Here is a 17,052-nt window from a genome sequence, read left to right on the forward strand (position 1 = left end):
CGCAGGCGGTCTGGGTTATTTAGCTGTACATTGTGGTCAGGCTCATTCGATTCCCGATCGACCAATCAGTAGGGTTGTCATCCATGACTTCAGTCCCAGTAGCCGACACAATGGCGGTCTCTCAGATGGTGCTGGCGTCGGGCCAGGCAAATACCGACACCATGATTTCACTCACCGCAATTCTGGCGGTGGCACTGTTGGCTCCCATCTTGTCCTTCATGACAGGCAAACGTATCCCGGCTGTCGTGTTCCTCATTGTTTTGGGCGTCATTATCGGCCCCAGCGTGTGGGGCGTCGCGGAGATCGATTCCGGTATTTCGATCTTGCGTCAGTTGGGCTTGGGAATGTTGTTCCTGCTGGCAGGCTACGAGTTGGACACGGACTCGCTGCGCAGCAAAGAGGGCGGTAATGCCGCGTTGACCTGGCTCATGTGCCTAGCGTTGGCATTCATCGGTGCCCTGGTTTTCCTGAAGGGAAACGGGGCGCTGACTGCGGTCACACTGGCTATCGCTGTGACATCTACCGCGCTAGGTACGTTGCTGCCCATCTTGAAGCAGTCGGATCTATTGCGAACCAACGTCGGTAAATCTGTCATGCTTCATGGCGCTGTCGGCGAGTTGATGCCCATCATGGCCATCGCTCTGTTGCTCTCCGCGAGGTCAATGGGCGTGACATTCCTGATCCTGCTCGCGTTCTTCGCCATCGCAGCCATGGTGGCGGTGGTTCCGCGAACCGTCGCTACTCTCGTCCCCTGGGTGGGTCGCGCGATTATCGACGGGGCCTCGGCGACGAACCAATCGATCGTCCGCATGGTGGTCCTGATGTTGGCGATCCTGATGACAGTCGCCGCGGTATTCGACCTCGACGTCGTCTTGGGAGCGTTCGCCGCTGGTATTGTTCTGCGAGGCCTCGTCCCAGAGCGTGCCCACGGTCTCATCGAGGAGCGCTTGGACGTGATGGGCTACGGCTTCTTCATTCCCGTCTTTTTCGTGTGTTCAGGTATCAATATCGACGTGCAGACCGTGGGTGCCAACATTGGGCAACTGTTTGCTGTGGTCGGCGTCATTCTGGTTGCCCGTGGGGTGCCGGTGTTCCTGCGCGAAATGTTCACCAAGACCGGCTCGAAGCTGACGACGACGAACCAGAAATTCCAGCTCGCCTGCTATGCCTCGACGGGTCTGCCGATCATCGTTGCGGTCACCGAAGTGGCGACGAATGCGCACCTGTTAGAGGAATCGGCGGCTTCCCTTCTAGTCGCTGGTGGTGCGGTGACGGTTCTGCTCTTCCCGCTGATTGCTGCCGCGCTTCAGCCAAAGGACAAGAGGAAGCTATAACGCGGTTTTCTGGTCGCGGTGCTTGTCGGCTATCCTGGTTCTGCTTTGAGTTCCAACTACTGGTGGTGGAGGATCCGTGTATGTGGGCCCTTGCCAGCGGGAATGGTGACTGAAGTGCTTTTTGCCCTAGTAGCTCAGTGGATAGAGCACGGCTCTCCTAAAGCCGGTGTCGGAGGTTCGATTCCTCTCTGGGGCACAATTTTGCGTTTAACGTTTATGTCTATAAACGGCATGTTTATGCATGTGAAAATGTCTAGCGCTGTGTATCGCTCTCCCAGGACCGCAGTTATCGGGTGCGTTGTTGTCGGAGCCCCTACTCTCACCAAGATTCAGCTTCATTAAATTTATTTTCAGTTGAGGGGTGCGGTGGGTTAGGCTCCCCGCATGAAAAAATCTATTCACCCCATTGAGCGGTTGCGGGGGAGCGTTCAATCGCCACGGCTGCCGGGGATCGATGTTGCCCGGGTGCTGGCGATTTTCGGGATGATCGCAGCTCATGTTGCGTCGGGACCGTCGTCGGTAAGCATTATGGACCCGTCGACGTACCCAGCTCTCGTTCACGGTCGGCCAGCCGTGTTATTCGCTTTGTTAGCTGGCGTGTCGATAAGCTTGATGACGGGACGCGGTGAGCGGCCAACGTCGGTCAACGACGTGCGGGGAATAAGGCTGAAGCTTATTGGGCGCGCTCTAGCTATTTTCCTAATCGGCCTTCTGTTAGAGCAGCTTGGTACCGGAATTGCAGTCATTTTGACCTTTTACGGTGTTCTGTACTTCGTTGCTCTGCCCTTTGTGTGGGCGAAGACTCGGACGCTTGTCATTGTGACCGTCTGTCTGGGGCTTGTTGGACCATCTTTGTTGGCAGTTATTCAGTACCTGTTGCCAAAAGGGAACGTCAGCCCAACAATCGGGCTGGTGTTAGGTGGGGTGTATCCGCTGCCTGTGTTCTGGGGCATTCTTCTGTTGGGGATGGCGCTGGGCCGGCTTCATTTGCAGAGCACCCGAGTGCTGGCCGGCCTTGTCGCCGTCGGGATTTGCGCCAGCGCAGTCGGTTATGGTGTGGGATCACTATGGGGTAGTAACGAGGAACCGAAGAACGGATGGATCAACCAAGATGATGGGAATGGCAGTTCCCAGCCCGATTGGTCGACAGTGATTTCCAAGTTACAGAAGCAGAAATCCAAGCAGGTTGATGGCCTGCAGCCGGGAAATCCCGCCGCGGAATCATCGGGGGATGCATCGTCCGACGAAGGAATTGAAAGCCGATGGGGTCAGTATTGGGAAGGGCTCGGTAGTTCGAAACAATTGAAAGACTCCATCAAGAAGTCTGTTGTGGATTCAGCACCGCACAGTGGGGGCACTGCAGAATTCGTCGGATCCGGCGGGTTTGCCCTCATCGTCGTAGCGTTGTGCCAGCTCGTTGTGTCACGTGCGCGGCGGTGGTTTATACCTCTCGCTGTCACGGGGGCTATGCCGCTGACCATTTACACCGCGCACGTCATTGTCGTGTTTGTTCTGGGTGGCCCGGCGGGAACAGTGGTTTCTAATCCGCTTTACTGGTCACTCGTAATTGGTTCGGTGATCTTCGCAAATGGCTGGATGGCGTTCGTTGGGCGCGGCCCCTTGGAGCGATTCCCCCGTTGGCTCGGAAACAGGGCGGCGGGACAGTAGCGCCGCTAATTCTTCCGAGCAGAATTGCCAATGGGTGCGATCAGGTACACCACCGGCAGCCCCACGACGAGGTTCATCACGGACTCGATAATGCCGTTGTAGAACGGCGTCGTTAATAAGAGTGGAAGAACAACTGCCGCGACCAGGACCACTCCGACGATCCAACTGTAAAACAGCGACGGCAGCGTTGTTCCGATATTGAGCACCCACCACAATAACGCGGCGAAAATGGCCACGAGGGCGGCGAAGATCGCGTAATACGTCCGGTCGATGGGCGGATACGTCCAGTTCACGTACGTGGCGATGCGCTCCATGACGAGTTCAAGAATCCATGCCACCACATAAGCGGTAATGGAGGCCACGATGGCAACAGCCACCACTGAGCCGATAAATTTCGGGATATCGAACTGGTCGCTGATCGAGGGACCACTCTTCTGCGGCCGGGACTGCTGAGGCGCCGGCGACTGCGCGGGCGCCTGCTGATAGCTCTGATACTGCTGGTCAGAGTAATAGCCCGCGTCGTTATACCCACGATTGCTGTCGTTGTATCCCCGATTGCTGGGCGCGCTATAACCGCCGGAGTTATATTCCCGGGTGTAGCCGCCTGTCGAATACCCGTCATCGCGGTAGTCCGAGTTCCCGGCCGAGTACTGGCTCTCTGAACCCGAATAACGGTCAGAATAGCTGCTGGGGAAAATCTCAGTTTCGTCGTTCGCGTTGTTGTAACGGGGGTCACTGTCGCGATTAGGCATTAGCAATCAGTCCTTGGCGCTCTATAGAAATCGTGCGTAGGTATTCTACCGGCTCCAGCGCAGACTCCTAGCTCGCGTCGTGTGACGTCTCTTTTTCCACGATGGATTTGATCTTTTTCACTGTCGCGGGAATACCTTCCAGCGCGGCGTCACGTCGCTCATTGAGCTCCGCCTCCGCATCGTCGCCGTATTTGTTGATGAAGAACCGGAAGCCTTCTTGAGTAACCTCCCAGGTCTCCGTCAACGTGGACCCGCCATCGTCGGCGGGTTCAATTTCATAACCCCATTCGACGACGCCACCGTTGACGGCCCACGAGAAAACCTTGGGCCGTTCGGCAGCAGTCACGACGGACTCCGTTTCCCACGTGCGCTTCGGTGTTTCATTATGACCGACGAACCACGCGCCGACCTCGGGTTCCGCGGGCGTTGTGCCGTCGTCACGCTCTTTCCACCACGTAGCTTTGCACACCGGGGACCATTCACCCGTCCGCGAGATGTCCGACACGACGTTGTAGACCTCGTCGGGAGTGGCGTCGATGGTGACAGATACCCGTCGGCGAAAATCGTCGGGATTAAACATGCTCGTATCGACGTCGGAGGATGTGTTGTCGTCAGAATTATGTGGAGAAGTCATACCGGCCAGGGTAGGTGCTTTTGCGCGTGGCAGTAGCGGGGGAGGGGAGCCGACCTCCGTATGGGGGTGAGGCCGGACACGTTCCGGGTTGATAACACGAGCATCGGGGGGACAAACGGAATAGCCTGAAAGGAAGTGGTTACGCGGTTGGCTGAGACCGCGTGACTAATACACCGCGCACGGTGACAGGTGCCTGAACCCCGTGCGTGCACCACAAACACTGGAGGATGACACGACCATGACAGAGAAACCGAGCTTCACTGACGTCAATGGACGGGAAGTGTACGCCAAGATTGAGGAGGGCGAGAACGGCCCGCAGCTGATTATCGGGACCTCTCAGCCAGATGGAACGGTGAAACGTTCCCTCGTGCTGAACAAGTACGACGCCAAGCAAATGGCCGCGGTGTGCGAAGTGTACCTGCGGCAACAGTTCTCCGTCTCCTTCGCCACCGTGGACAGCATGCTCACCGCCGAAGACCGGATGAACATTTACCAAAACGAGATCGACGCGATCGAGGACCCCGAGACCAACCCCGACGACGACCTGCACAAAAGCTAGTCCTTTCCTGGTCAGCCGAGCCGAGAGCTAGAGCCGCGGAGTGGGCATGGAGTAAACAGGGTATATGCGTTTACTCCGTGTCATTGGTATGGGAGCAGGAAGCCCGGGGCATATTAGCCACGATGCTGCCGCGGCATTGGCGTCCTCGGATGCAGTTGTTGCCTTGGATAAAGGGGATGCGAAGGCAGATCTCCTCGAACTGCGCCGCCATATATTGGCTGCTCACGCGCCAGATCTTCCGTTACTCACTGTCGATGATCCGCCGCGTGACCGCCACCCCGCAGGAACCCCCGAGTATCACCGGGAGGTCCAGCGCTGGCACCAGGAGCGTGCGCGCCTGCTGGCCGACACGATTACGTCTTCTCTGAGTGACGGACAAACGGCGGCATTTTTAGTGTGGGGCGATCCGTCGTTATATGACTCGACCTTGCGTATCATCGAGCGGATGCAGAACCTGGGGTTGGAGTGTCGCACCGAGGTGTACCCCGGGATTACCGCTGTTCAGGCGCTCACCGCGGCCCACCGTATCCTCATTAACCGGATCGGTGAGCCGATCACGGTCACCACAGGCCGACAACTACAGAAAGACTTGGACACCCCCGATACGACGTCCAGGATCAAGGCGGTGGCAAACACCGTGGTCATGCTCGACGGCAAAACCGCATGGACCCACCCCGGCATCGACCGCGACCACACCTACATGTGGTGGGGCGCCTACGTCAGTACGGATAAGCAGGTACTGCGCAAAGGGTGGGTTGGTGATATCGCCGACGAGGTTGTGCACACTAAAGCGGAATTACGTGCGGAACACGGGTGGATCATGGATACGTACCTGTTGCGGTACTTCGATCCAGACGGCGACGACCAGCCAGAAACGCTCATGACGTAGAGGCTGGGTTTAGCGTCGTTAAAACGATTTAGGAAGAAAGCTCTTCAACTTTGCGACGAACATCGCCGGCCGGCGGGTTCGTCGCGGTGGTGTCGTCGGAATACTTCACAGTGGGAACAACGCGGTTGCCGTCGTTGACGCTTTCTACCCACTGGCCAGCCTCTTCCGACTGGTCAATGTCGATAAGAGAATACGGCGTTTCGGTGCGATCCAGATTCTCAATGAGCTTCTTGCAGAACGGGCACCACGTTGCGTAGTAGATCGTGGCCGCGGTCTCATTTCCGGATGGGTTATTTTTCTGAATAACTTCACTCATAACGCCCCACTATAGCGCCACAGTGGATTGATTGGCATGGTTTACTTGCTGAAATAGCAGAACCGATAGCGAAGTGGCTGGGTGTCGCGGCCATCGTTGCCATCACCGATGATCGTTCCATTGCGGGACGTTTTCCACTCACTGCGCGACGACGGCACCCACTCCGACGACAATCGGGCAGTAACGGGACGGTCGAAATAGTGCCCAACAGCCGCGTCAATTTCCGTGAGAACGGCCAGCCGGACCTCGGGGCGGGTGAGGGCCTCCCGGTAAACTTCGCCCCCGCCAATGACCCATGCGTCCACATTTTCCGGTGCGACGCGCCGGGTGAACACCGGGTGGGGAATATCCTTGAACGCTGCGTCCAACGAATGGTGAAGGATGACGCCGTCGGGGGTGTCCTCGTCACTCCAGCGTCGGGAGAGAACGATATTGGTACGCCCAGGCAGTGGCGTGAAACGCGAGGGAATACTTGACCACGTTGCGCTGCCCATGATGACGGGCACTCCCCATGTCAGCTGTTTGAAGTGTGCCATGTCTTCGGGGACGTGCCACGGCATTCGTGTGCCGTCGCCAATGACCCCGTCCCTATCGGAGGCCCAGATAACCCCGATGAGTGGCTGTTCGGGTTCCACTGTTCGACGTGGGGACGGGGAAGCGTCGCCACTAGTGGGCGAGTGAACGCCTGTGGAAGATGAAGTAGACATTGAGCTCACCGCCTGTGGAGTGGAATTGGCTACACCGCTACCGGTGCTTTGATGGCTGGGTGCGGGTTATAGTTCAGGATATCGACATCGTCCCAGGTGTACGAGAATAAATCCGCAGCCTTGGTTAACGAGAGCGTCGGATAGGGGCGCGGATCCCGAGATAATTGAAGGTCAATCTGGTCGCGGTGGTTGTCATAAATGTGGCAATCGCCGCCGGTCCAAATGAACTCTCCGACGTCAAGGCCTGCCTGTTGGGCCATCATATGGGTCAAGAGCGCATACGACGCGATGTTGAATGGAACGCCCAAGAACATGTCGGCGCTGCGTTGATATAGCTGGCAGGAGAGTTTCCCGTCGGCGACATAGAACTGGAAAAGAAGATGGCACGGCGGCAGCGCCATGGATGGAACGTCCGCAACATTCCAGGCGGATACGATAATCCGGCGGGACGTCGGGTTGTTCTTAATCATGTCCAGGGCTTGCGAAATCTGGTCGATGGTGCCGCCGTCCGGCGTCGGCCATGACCGCCACTGCACCCCATAAATCGGCCCGAGATTTCCGTCCTCATCGGCCCACTCGTCCCAGATGTGAACATTCTTTTCGAGTAATGAGTGGATATTGGATTCACCCCGGAGGAACCAAAACAGCTCCTCCGAAAGCCCACGCATGAACACCTTCTTGGTGGTGAGAAGAGGGAAGTACTCGGAGAGATCGAACCGCATCTGTTTCCCGAAGAGGCTCGTTGTTCCCGTGCCTGTGCGGTCATCCCGGTGGTTGCCGTCTTTCAGAATCTCACGGAGAAGATCCTCATATGGCGTCGGAATAGCAGTACTCTCGCTCGCGGACATGCCAGTCATGGTAGCGCTTTTTTAATTTCAGTGGTCGGGTGCCCACGAACCCCTGGTCACTGGGGCTGAGACTCATTGCCGACGCGGGGCTTAGTAGTGGCCGTGCTCTTTCTTGAACTCGGCGGCAGCCTCCAAAATGGTGTCCTTCAACTCCGGGCGGCAAATAACAACATCGGGAAGATAGACATCCTCGTTGTTGTACCGCAGCGGCGAACCATCGAGACGAGAGCAGTGCAGGCCAGCGTCCGTGCACACACCGATCGGGGCTGCAGAGTCCCACTCGTACTGGCCACCAGCATGGACATAGGCGTCATAGTCGCCGAGCAGCACGTGCATGGCTTTCGCACCAGCAGAGCCCATGCGAACAACTTCACTGTCGAGCTTGTCGGCAATGACCTGCGCGACCTCAGGCTGACGGTTGTGCGACACAACGATCTTGTTAGCCCGCGGGCCCATCACAGCCTTGGCTGAACCAGTATGGAAGACCTGGCCAGCGTCGGGAAGTCCGACAGCAGCATGCGTCGGAATGCCATTTTCTACGAGTGCAACATGGATTGCCCAGTCCTGGCGTCCGCCGGCAAACTCCTTGGTGCCGTCGAGAGGGTCGACGATCCACACGCGGTTTTTCTTCAGCCGCTCTAAGCTATCTGCGGCTTCCTCTGACAAAAAACCATCATCGGGGCGGTGACGGGAGAGTACGCGCTCAATCCACGTCTGGGCTAAGTCATCACCCGCCGCGCCGAGGCCAGGTCCTTCAAGCAAACCGACGGAACGGACGCCCTTCAGGATCTCACTAGTTCCCGTCGCAAGGCGCAGGGCAAGGGTGGCATCGTCAACGTAAGCACTCACGTAGACGACTTTAGCCGTTGTCAGTCGTTTGTCTCCACCACGGGGGCGGGATCGGTCTCGGTCTAAGCGTGCCCCGGGGCTCGCTTGATGGATCACGCTGGATTGACGACGTGGGCACGTCGTGTCGGAAGGGCATCTCGTCGTCACATGTCGTCTTGGTAATTACCCCCGTTAATGATGAAAAAAGAACAGATTACAGGGGCCGACGGGGGTAGTAGCGACTGTGATGGGAACTCGATTCGCCTTCGCAAGGAACTATCAGACCATAACGCTCGACTAATTAATACGTGACCCTGACAACACAAAGCGATTTTCATCCCGAACAACAGAGTGAAAACCACGACGACGTGAACGACGGCCAGCGTAGCCGTCGTCGCGGACCACGCTTCCCGCATCGCGGCGGCAGCGTGCGGGCCATGATCCACCGGATCCACTTCTACGCCGGCGTTTTTGTGGGCCCCTTCATCCTCATTGCAGCCGTAACCGGCTTGCTCTACGCAGCTGCACCAAGCATTGAGTCCATCGTCGACCACGACAAAATGTACGTCCCGGCCTCGGATGTCCATAGCCATCAGCGGGTAGACGTCAAAGATCAAATACGCACCGCAGCGGAGCGGCACCCGGACCTCACCTTCAGCGGGGTGCAGATCCGCAACGACGACCGTGCCACCACCCGCGTTCTCTTCAATGACCCCTCCCTGCCCTCGAAGAGCTACCGCCGAGTGGTCATGGTCAATCCCTATACCGGGGAAGTCGTTGGCGACACCGTCCAGTTCGGCAGTTCCTCCTCCCTCCGATTCCGCGAATGGACTGACCGCGCGCACCGCAACCTTTTCCTCGGGGAGCCAGGGCGTATCTACGCCGAAACCGCCGCCGCATGGTTGGGCGTGCTGACTGTCTCTGGGCTCGTCATGTGGTGGCGAAAAGTCTATGACAAGAACAAGAAAAAGCGCGCCACGGGATCAGAATCCCACTCAGCGTTGAAATCGCTAAGCGGGCGCCCGAAGAGTATGCGTCGGCACGCGATCATCGGAACATGGGCGTGCTTGGGAATGCTGTTCCTCACTGCCACGGGTTTGACCTGGTCAAAGTACGCAGGCGCACAAATCGCAGACTGGCGAGTCCAGCTCAACTGGGCCAAACCCACCCCCGACACCACCGTCTCGCAGAGCGTCGGTTCCCCCGATGCGTCCATGGACCACAGCCACCACGGGGGACACGGCGACCACAGCGGCCACGGTGGCATGAGCTCTGACTCACCCGCGCTGACACCCCACGATTCGGTTCTCGAAGCACAAAACCACGTCGACACGGTTATGTCGTCAGCCAAACAAGCCGGGATTAAAGCCAGCTTTGAGGCGACGGCCCCTGCCGCGCCGGGCGAAGCCTGGACCGTCACTGACCTGCGAGTCCCATGGTACTTCAGCCACGATTCCGTCTCTGTCGACGGGGAAACAGGGCGTGTTGTCGACACCGTGTGGTTTAAAGACTGGCCTTTCGCGGCGAAACTGGCCGAGTGGGGAATCCAGCTCCACATGGGCATCCTCTTTGGCATTGTGAGCCAGGTCGCGCTGGGAGCCCTAGCCATCATGATCTGCATCATCGTCGTCCGCGGCTACATGATGTGGTGGCAGCGACGCCCAACGCGGAACCGGAACGGTTTCCGGTCGAACTTCGGACGGGCACCCCGCCGAGGTGCATGGAGGAGGTCATCGATCATCGGGTTCGCGGTAGCGGCGATTCTGCTCATCGGGTACGGCCTGTTAGCTCCGCTCTTCGCCATCAGTGCTCTCGCTTTCCTTGCCCTGGATATCGTGATCGGCTTCGTGATGCGGTGGAAAGGCCGACGAGATCACGACAGCTCGTCGAAAGATACCTCTTTCGCTGAGGCCAACGCCTAGGCTAACCTAAATTCATGGTTGAGAATCCTCGAGAGGTATCCAGTAGCTCCCCCGACGACCGCCACGGCGACAAAATGCCGCAGGACCAGCGGGAATCGTCGGCTAACGCAGGTCAGCAGCACGCCTCACGAGAGGAGCCCTTCTCACACCATTATTCGTTACGACGGGCCCATCACTCGTCATCGCTAACGCCCCGAGCCCACGAGCGGAGGCTCTCGCGGCGTTCATTCCTCGTCGCCGGAATGGGAGCCGGCGTGGCCTTAGGGTTGGCGGCATGTTCATCGTCCAGCGGCGACGGTGAAAACGCCGAGGCAGAGTCGTCCAAGAAATCGTCGGATAAAAGTGCCGGCACGCACGATACGTCGAAAATTATTGCCCTGAACACTGTGCAGATCGACGGGCTGCTGGCGTTAGGCATAACCCCGGTGGGGATGGGAGTAGCCAACGCTCAGGCGTCGTCGTCCGATAGTATCCCGCAATACATCAAGGACAAGTTCGGCGACAAGTACGACCTTGACTCCATCACCATCGTTGGGCAGCGGACGCAGCCTGACATGGAGAAAATAGCCGCGCTTCACCCCACCCTCATTTTGGCGAATGACAGGACGAGCAAGGATGTCCTTGACCAGCTGAAATCGATTGCTCCCGTGGTGACGGGCAAGGGTGGGGCCGAGAACTGGAAGGACGATTTCCGGACCATTGCGGATGCCGTGGGGAAGCGCGATGATGCGCAGCGGCTGATTGACGACCACGAGGATGCCGTTGCTGAATGGAAGAAGGACCGCGGAACGTCGCCCACCGTGTCGCTGATTAGGAACAAAGGGACCGACTATCTGATGCTGGGGCCTCTATCGTTGGCCGGGCAGGTTTTGAAAGATGGGGGATGTAACCGGCCGACATCTCAGCGTTTCGAGGATAAGGTGTCGCACCCGATTTCGTCGGAAAACCTTGACCAGCTTGACGCGGATTATCTGTTCTACGGTTTTAATGCCAAAGGGGAAAAGCTCACGAAAGATGCTTTGTGGGGGAACTTGGACGTTGTGAAGAATGGCCACGCTGTCGGGGTGGACCCGGATCCGTGGTTCCTCAATGCATCGGTGGTGGCGGCCAATTACATTTTGGATGAGCTCAAGAAGACCGTGAAATAAAGTTCGGGACATAAAAACCGCCACTTAAAACCGCCGTGGAGTAAAAACTACGGCGGTTTATTTCTATGCAGAGTTCAGCACCTCGGGCTTCCGGGGCACCACCAAAGGTGCTTCAGTGCATTCGGGATCCTCAATGACTCTGGCGTCCAGCCCAAATGACGATTCCAACAGCTCCTCGGTAAGAACCTCGGATGGCTTACCAGCCGCTGTCACCTGCCCATCGGCCATCACGATCACGTTGTCGGAATAGCGCGCGGCCAAGTTCAAATCGTGCAGAACCATCACCACGGTCCGGCCCAAGCGATGCTTCAGCTCGGTGACCAGATTCAGCACTTCAATAGAGTGGGAGAGGTCAAGGTAGGTCGTCGGCTCGTCCAGGAACAACACCTCGGTGTCCTGGGCCAAGACCATCGAAATCCACACTCGCTGACGCTGCCCACCTGACAGCGACGACACTGGTCGGTCCGCTAAATCGGCAACGTGGGTGAGTTCAAGCGCCCGCGCTACTTCCTCTTCATCGTCCGACGACCATTGCCGGAACCACGACTGGTGGGGGTGTCGTCCTCGGGCGACCAGGTCGCTCACCACGACGCCGGGGGGAGCGATGGGCGACTGGGGTAGCACACCAATCCGCTGTGCTAACTCTTTTCGACGCAGCGACCGGACATCGACGTCGTCAAGCATGATTGACCCCGAGGACGAAATCAGCTGAGCTGCAGCCCTCAACAGAGTGGATTTACCACAACCATTGGGCCCGATAATGGTGGTGACAGCTCCGCCCGGAATGGACGCATCCAGGTTCGGAATAACGTTGCGATCCCCGTACGAGACCCTCAGACCAGACAATGTCAGTGAACCTGCCGGGGCAGCGTCGTGTAGAACAGCCTCGTGTCGCGGTGTCGAGTTTCCTGCAGGCTGCGCGGGTGTGGAGCCTGACGCACTGGATGACGAGTTCATGGTGTGGCTCATACCGTGGCCTTTCGTGACGTGCGGACAAGGAGGTAGATAAGGAATACGCCACCGATCGCTGAGGTGAGCAAACCGACGGGAAGCTCCGTGGGGAGAATCGTCTGGGTAGCAATATCGGCCAGGAGCAAAAGCACCGAGCCCGTGAGTACTGAAGTAAACAACGGTGGGGCAGAAGTGCCGGCTAAACGCATCGCCACTTGGGGCGCAACGAAAGCGATGAAACCGATCGGACCACCGGCCGGGACTGCAAAGGCAGCCAACACCACCGACACAACGAGGATCGCGGCATCAACCAGCCGTCGGGGCTGGCCCAAGGAAGATGCCAGGTCGGGGCCTAATTGCGATGCGCGAAGTTCAAAAGAAATCCAGACGCAGATGATGATGCAGATTCCCAGAACAATCATGACAGGCCGCAAACGGTTCCATGTGACCGAAGAAAGCGAGCCCGTTAACCAGAATTTGGCAGCAGCTGCGTCGCTTGTTTCGGCACGAATCATGAGGAAGTGGATATACGAATTGAGCAGCGCAGTGACCACAATGCCCAACAGAACCAACCGATAAATATCCATCTGACGGCCACGGAATCCGATGAGCCACATGAGAACAGTCGTGCCCAGGGCACCCATTAATGCAGCGGCCGGGATACCTGCTCCGGCAAGCCACCCGGCGAAGCCGCTACCCGAACCCAGCACAATGACCGTCACGGCAGCTGCAGAAGCACCGGATGTCACGCCCAAAATGTCAGGGCTGGCCAGGGCATTGCGGGTCACCGACTGCGTGAGCGCACCAGAGAGTGCCAGCGCCGCACCAACAATTACGGCGGATAATGCGCGGGGCATGCGCCACTCGAACACAACCAATTGTTCAATACGCGAGCCGCCGCCCGTAAAAACGACGGACAAGACGTCCATGGGGGCGATGGGGAAATCGCCGATACCAATCGCCACAGCGAAGAGGAAAATCCCGGCTATGGCAAGGGCTAGACACACCAACAATGGGCGAGGGGACAGCACACCCGAGACGGGACCCCACCGAAAGGCCCTACGGTGGTGCGGTAAACGAACCTTACTCTGCTGCGGTGTCGTCATACTTCCACCACCTTGTTACGGCTGATGAGGTAAATGAAGAACGGTGCGCCCACGAATGCGAGGACGATGCCAACCTCCACTTCGCCCGGGCGCGCGATGAGGCGGCCCACAATATCGGCCACCAGTACAAGCACAGCGCCCGTCAACGCCGAATAGGGCAATATCCAGCGATAATCCGGGCCTGTGATGGAACGGACAACGTGGGGCACAACCAGTCCGACGAAGCCGATGGGCCCTGCCGCAGCCGTCGCCGCTCCCGCGAGCAAGGCGATAAGGATGACGCCGACGATCCTGGACCGCCCGACATGAACTCCCAATGACGTCGCAGCGTCGTCACCCAAGTTAAGAAGGTTAAGCGTAGGCCCGGTAGCGAAGGCTGCAATAAGTGCCACGATGATCACCGGAGCTGACACCATGACGACGTTCATATCGCGGCCGGCGATCGCGCCCACAGTCCAAAAACGCATGCGGTTCAGGTTGTCGTTGTTGGTGAGAACCAGTCCGCTGGTTAATGATGACAACACAGCGGCTAGCGCGGCACCGCCGAGCACCAAGTTCAAGGGGCTCGCTGTCGCTTTCCCCACAGAGGCCAAGCCGAACACCAAGGCGGTGGCAGAGATTGCTCCACCGAATGCCCAGAGCGTCGTCGCAACATTCCCCGTCACTCCGAAGAATGCGAAACTCGAGACCACCGCGAAGGCCGCTCCGGCTGAAACCCCCAAAATGCCGGGATCCGCAAGCGGATTGCGTGTATGACCCTGAATCAACGCCCCCGCACAACCAAGTGCCATCCCAACAATCACACCGAGCAGGGCGCGGGGAATGCGGAGGTCAATGATCACCCGCGTATCGGTATCGCTATTTGAAGAATCGGATGATGACGAGAAATGGCTGAGAACATCCCATACCTTGGGCAACGGAATACTCCGTGACCCCAGTGCCATCGCAGCGCATAAACACACTGCAAGCAGCACGAGTAAAACAACCAGGCCGGTAATCCGACGCACATAGAGGCGTCGGCCGGCCTTGCTGCTACCAGGTGGCTGGGGTGAGCCATCGGCGGACGTCGGTGTCGGCGAAGCCGCCGGTGAATGAGTAACAGTCATAAGTGAGAGCGCAAATCAGTCAAGTGTGAACATCAATGGTCAGTGGCACTATGTCTATGCCGCGATATCTGTATGCACAGTATCAGGCCATAGCCTAACCTGAGTGCCCACATAGCTTAGCCCTAGCTTATAACATGGCGGAATCTACTTTCGATTTTCCCGGTACCACGAGATCAGAGAGTCTGTGCTGGCATCCCCGGTATCGACGCCTTTCTCTCCGGTGACGGCGGGCAGAAGCTCGCCGGCCTGCTTCTTACCCAACTCGACGCCCCACTGGTCGAAGGAGTTAATAGACCAGATTGTGCCCTCGGTGAAGACAATGTGCTCGTACAAAGCGATCAGCTGTCCAAGCACCGACGGCGTGAGAGCCGGCGCCAAGATCGTCGTCGTGGGTCGGTTGCCCGGCATGACCTTGTGAGGAACGATGCTGGGATCCACGCCTTCCGCGGTAATTTCGTCGGCAGTTTTACCGAAAGCCAGAACCTTCGTTTGTGCGAAGAAGTTCGACATGAGCAGATCATGCATGCTGCCCGTGCCGTCCGCCGTGGGGAGGTCATCGTTGGGGGTAGCAAACCCGATGAAGTCAGCTGGTACCAGCTGGGTGCCCTGGTGGAGCAACTGGAAGAAGGCGTGCTGGCCATTCGTTCCGGGCTCGCCCCAGTAGATTTCGCCCGTCGGTGCGGTGACCGGGGTGCCGTCGATACGAACGGACTTGCCGTTCGATTCCATCGTCAGCTGCTGGAGATACGCAGGGAAACGTGCCAGGTCCTGGGAGTAGGGCAGCACCGCGTGGGATTGTGCACCCAAGAAATCGTCGTACCAGACACCGAGGAGACCCATCAGAACGGGAACGTTCTTCTCCAACGGGGTGTTCCGGAAGTGCTCGTCGACGGCGTGGAAGCCCTCTAAGAAGCTCATGAAGTTCTGCGGTCCGACCACGGCCATGAGCGAGAGCCCGATGGCAGAGTCCACCGAGTAGCGGCCACCAACCCAGTCCCAGAATCCGAACATGTTGTTGGTGTCGATGCCGAATTCGGAGACCTTTTCAGCGTTCGTCGAGACCGCGACGAAGTGCTTGGCGATGGCATCATTTGCTTCATCGGTCCCGTCCTCCAGGTGGAGGCTATCGAGGAACCATCGACGCGCCGCATGCGCATTGGCCAGCGTCTCCTGCGTCGTAAAGGTTTTCGACGCGACGACGAAGAGCGTCTCCGCGGGATCAAGGTCAGCGACCTTTGAGGTGAAGTCCGCTGGGTCGACGTTGGAGACGAAGCGTCCCGAGATTCCCGCGGTGGCGAAGCTGCGGAGAGCCTGCGTTGTCATAGCAGGACCGAGGTCGGATCCGCCGATGCCGATATTCACCACAGTTTTAATCGTGTGGCCGGTGACGCCCAGCCATTCGCCGGAACGCAAGGCATGCGCAAAATCGCGCATCCGTGCCAGGACGTCGTGGACGTCGGCGGCGACGTTCTGCTCGTCGACGTGCAAGGACTCTTCGGCGGGAAGACGTAGCGCCGTGTGCAGCACTGCTCGGTCTTCTGTCGAGTTGATATGCCGGCCGCTGAACATCGCCTCCCGATGGTCCTCAAGGTCCGCCTTCTTCGCGAGGGCGATCAATGCCGTGAGAGTGTCGTCGTTAATAAGGTTTTTGGACAAGTCAACGTGCAGGTCAGCCACGGAAAAGCTGAGATTCTTCGCTCGATCCTGGTCGTTGGCGAACAAGTCGCGCAACGTCGTTGACTCGATTGATTTCGCGTTGTCCTTCAGCGCGGACCATTCGTCGGTCGCGGTGATATCTGGCAATGGTGAATTCATTAAAAATCCTTCTTATCGACGATAACTGTGGCGCATTGAGGTCGTGTGCGCCCCCTGAGCCATGCTAGTCGCGAATCGGCAATTCCACGGGCAAGCGGTTGACATGCAGCGGCATTGATGGGTGGCCTTTGAGAGGACGTGTGGGGGGTTAGCCCAGCCGTCCCCGCCCCATGCGGAGGAGTGCTGACGCGATGGCGGGACCTTCTGTCCCCAATTCCTCCCGGAACTCGTTGATGATCGCGACTTCTCGTGTGTGTACGAGGCGAGTTCCGCCCGACCCCATTCGCGATTGCCCGATGAGATGCGAGATCTCCGTGCGGCGTTTGATAGCAGAAATAATCGTGTTATCCAGCTGATTTATTTCTTTTCTTAGTTCCTGGATACGTTCGTTCGATAACGGATCACTAGTTCCGCTAGTGACCTCGCTGGACGTAGACAGAGAATCGCGAGGCTCAGTCATGGGTCTTAT

The 17,052-nt window shown here is 58.0% G+C and carries 17 protein-coding genes and 1 tRNA gene; 7 read left to right on the forward strand and 11 right to left on the reverse strand.

The features are described 5' to 3' along the window. The first annotated feature begins 110 nt into the window (after positions 1–110). The 3 genes from CKROP_RS02225 to CKROP_RS02235 all read left to right on the forward strand — a co-directional run bounded on the left by CKROP_RS02225 (position 111) and on the right by CKROP_RS02235 (position 3,002). Entirely contained in the window at positions 111–1,334 is a 1,224-nt protein-coding gene (locus CKROP_RS02225; RefSeq protein WP_420838949.1) for a cation:proton antiporter, read from the forward strand. 123 nt (positions 1,335–1,457) lie between these two features. Beyond that, positions 1,458–1,530 (forward strand) — tRNA-Arg (locus CKROP_RS02230). A 188-nt stretch (positions 1,531–1,718) separates the two neighbouring features. Continuing rightward, the gene (locus CKROP_RS02235; RefSeq protein WP_012731119.1) at positions 1,719–3,002 is read left to right on the forward strand and encodes a heparan-alpha-glucosaminide N-acetyltransferase domain-containing protein; all 1,284 of its coding nucleotides are present in this window, start codon (positions 1,719–1,721) and stop codon (positions 3,000–3,002) included. 5 nt (positions 3,003–3,007) lie between these two features. Here CKROP_RS02235 and CKROP_RS10545 read toward each other — a convergent pair whose 3' ends face one another. Together CKROP_RS10545 and CKROP_RS02245 are read right to left on the reverse strand one after the other, a co-directional pair. Beyond that, complete coding sequence (locus CKROP_RS10545) at positions 3,008–3,754, reverse strand: hypothetical protein (RefSeq protein ID WP_012731120.1); 747 nt, start codon at positions 3,752–3,754, stop codon at positions 3,008–3,010. A gap of 67 nt (positions 3,755–3,821) precedes the next feature. Beyond that, complete coding sequence (locus CKROP_RS02245) at positions 3,822–4,388, reverse strand: SRPBCC family protein (protein WP_012731121.1); 567 nt, start codon at positions 4,386–4,388, stop codon at positions 3,822–3,824. A 238-nt stretch (positions 4,389–4,626) separates the two neighbouring features. On the opposite strand from CKROP_RS02245, the gene CKROP_RS02250 reads away from it, so the two are divergent. Together CKROP_RS02250 and cobF are read left to right on the forward strand one after the other, a co-directional pair. Continuing rightward, positions 4,627–4,947, forward strand: coding sequence for a cg0963 family protein (locus CKROP_RS02250; RefSeq protein WP_148209622.1), 321 nt, complete (start codon positions 4,627–4,629; stop codon positions 4,945–4,947). Positions 4,948–5,011: 64 nt separating this feature from the next. Continuing rightward, a complete protein-coding gene (gene cobF / locus CKROP_RS02255) occupies positions 5,012–5,836 on the forward strand; it encodes a precorrin-6A synthase (deacetylating) (protein ID WP_012731123.1) in 825 nt (274 codons plus the stop codon). 28 nt (positions 5,837–5,864) lie between these two features. Here the strand turns inward: cobF and CKROP_RS02260 are convergent, their stop codons facing one another. The 4 genes from CKROP_RS02260 to CKROP_RS02275 form a co-directional block, all read right to left on the reverse strand. After that, positions 5,865–6,152 carry a mycoredoxin gene (locus CKROP_RS02260; protein ID WP_012731124.1) on the reverse strand — a complete coding sequence of 96 codons (288 nt, stop codon included), beginning with the start codon at positions 6,150–6,152 and terminating at the stop codon, positions 5,865–5,867. A gap of 41 nt (positions 6,153–6,193) precedes the next feature. Continuing rightward, a complete protein-coding gene (locus CKROP_RS02265) occupies positions 6,194–6,859 on the reverse strand; it encodes a dihydrofolate reductase (RefSeq protein WP_012731125.1) in 666 nt (221 codons plus the stop codon). A 29-nt stretch (positions 6,860–6,888) separates the two neighbouring features. Beyond that, the gene (locus CKROP_RS02270; RefSeq protein ID WP_041629128.1) at positions 6,889–7,707 is read right to left on the reverse strand and encodes a thymidylate synthase; all 819 of its coding nucleotides are present in this window, start codon (positions 7,705–7,707) and stop codon (positions 6,889–6,891) included. 90 nt (positions 7,708–7,797) lie between these two features. Further along, positions 7,798–8,556: a 3'(2'),5'-bisphosphate nucleotidase CysQ gene (locus tag CKROP_RS02275; RefSeq protein WP_041628751.1), complete on the reverse strand. Its 759-nt coding sequence runs from the start codon at positions 8,554–8,556 to the stop codon at positions 7,798–7,800. Between the two features lie 287 nt (positions 8,557–8,843). Here CKROP_RS02275 and CKROP_RS02280 point away from each other — a divergent pair, with 287 nt between their 5' ends. Together CKROP_RS02280 and CKROP_RS02285 are read left to right on the forward strand one after the other, a co-directional pair. Beyond that, positions 8,844–10,457 (forward strand): PepSY-associated TM helix domain-containing protein, encoded by a 1,614-nt coding sequence (locus CKROP_RS02280; protein ID WP_052292331.1) that lies wholly within the window; start codon positions 8,844–8,846, stop codon positions 10,455–10,457. A 14-nt stretch (positions 10,458–10,471) separates the two neighbouring features. After that, positions 10,472–11,605, forward strand: a complete 1,134-nt coding sequence (locus CKROP_RS02285) for an ABC transporter substrate-binding protein (RefSeq protein ID WP_012731129.1) — start codon at positions 10,472–10,474, stop codon at positions 11,603–11,605. Between the two features lie 63 nt (positions 11,606–11,668). On the opposite strand, the gene CKROP_RS02290 is transcribed toward CKROP_RS02285, so the two are convergent. The 5 genes from CKROP_RS02290 to CKROP_RS02310 form a co-directional block, all read right to left on the reverse strand. Further along, positions 11,669–12,574: an ABC transporter ATP-binding protein gene (locus tag CKROP_RS02290; RefSeq protein ID WP_012731130.1), complete on the reverse strand. Its 906-nt coding sequence runs from the start codon at positions 12,572–12,574 to the stop codon at positions 11,669–11,671. Beyond that, positions 12,571–13,662 (reverse strand): FecCD family ABC transporter permease, encoded by a 1,092-nt coding sequence (locus CKROP_RS02295; RefSeq protein WP_012731131.1) that lies wholly within the window; start codon positions 13,660–13,662, stop codon positions 12,571–12,573. Before CKROP_RS02295 ends, CKROP_RS02290 begins: the two co-directional genes overlap by 4 nt. Continuing rightward, on the reverse strand, positions 13,659–14,768 hold the full coding sequence (locus CKROP_RS02300) for a FecCD family ABC transporter permease (RefSeq protein ID WP_012731132.1): 1,110 nt from the start codon (positions 14,766–14,768) through the stop codon (positions 13,659–13,661). The genes CKROP_RS02295 and CKROP_RS02300 overlap by 4 nt, the downstream gene beginning before the upstream one ends. 144 nt (positions 14,769–14,912) lie before the next feature. After that, a complete protein-coding gene (pgi, locus tag CKROP_RS02305) occupies positions 14,913–16,583 on the reverse strand; it encodes a glucose-6-phosphate isomerase (RefSeq protein WP_012731133.1) in 1,671 nt (556 codons plus the stop codon). A 148-nt stretch (positions 16,584–16,731) separates the two neighbouring features. After that, positions 16,732–17,043, reverse strand: a complete 312-nt coding sequence (locus tag CKROP_RS02310) for a chorismate mutase (RefSeq protein ID WP_012731134.1) — start codon at positions 17,041–17,043, stop codon at positions 16,732–16,734. Positions 17,044–17,052 lie beyond the last annotated feature (9 nt).

Origin of the sequence: Corynebacterium kroppenstedtii DSM 44385 (genome assembly GCF_000023145.1) — a bacterium.
Lineage (GTDB): Bacteria > Actinomycetota > Actinomycetes > Mycobacteriales > Mycobacteriaceae > Corynebacterium > Corynebacterium kroppenstedtii.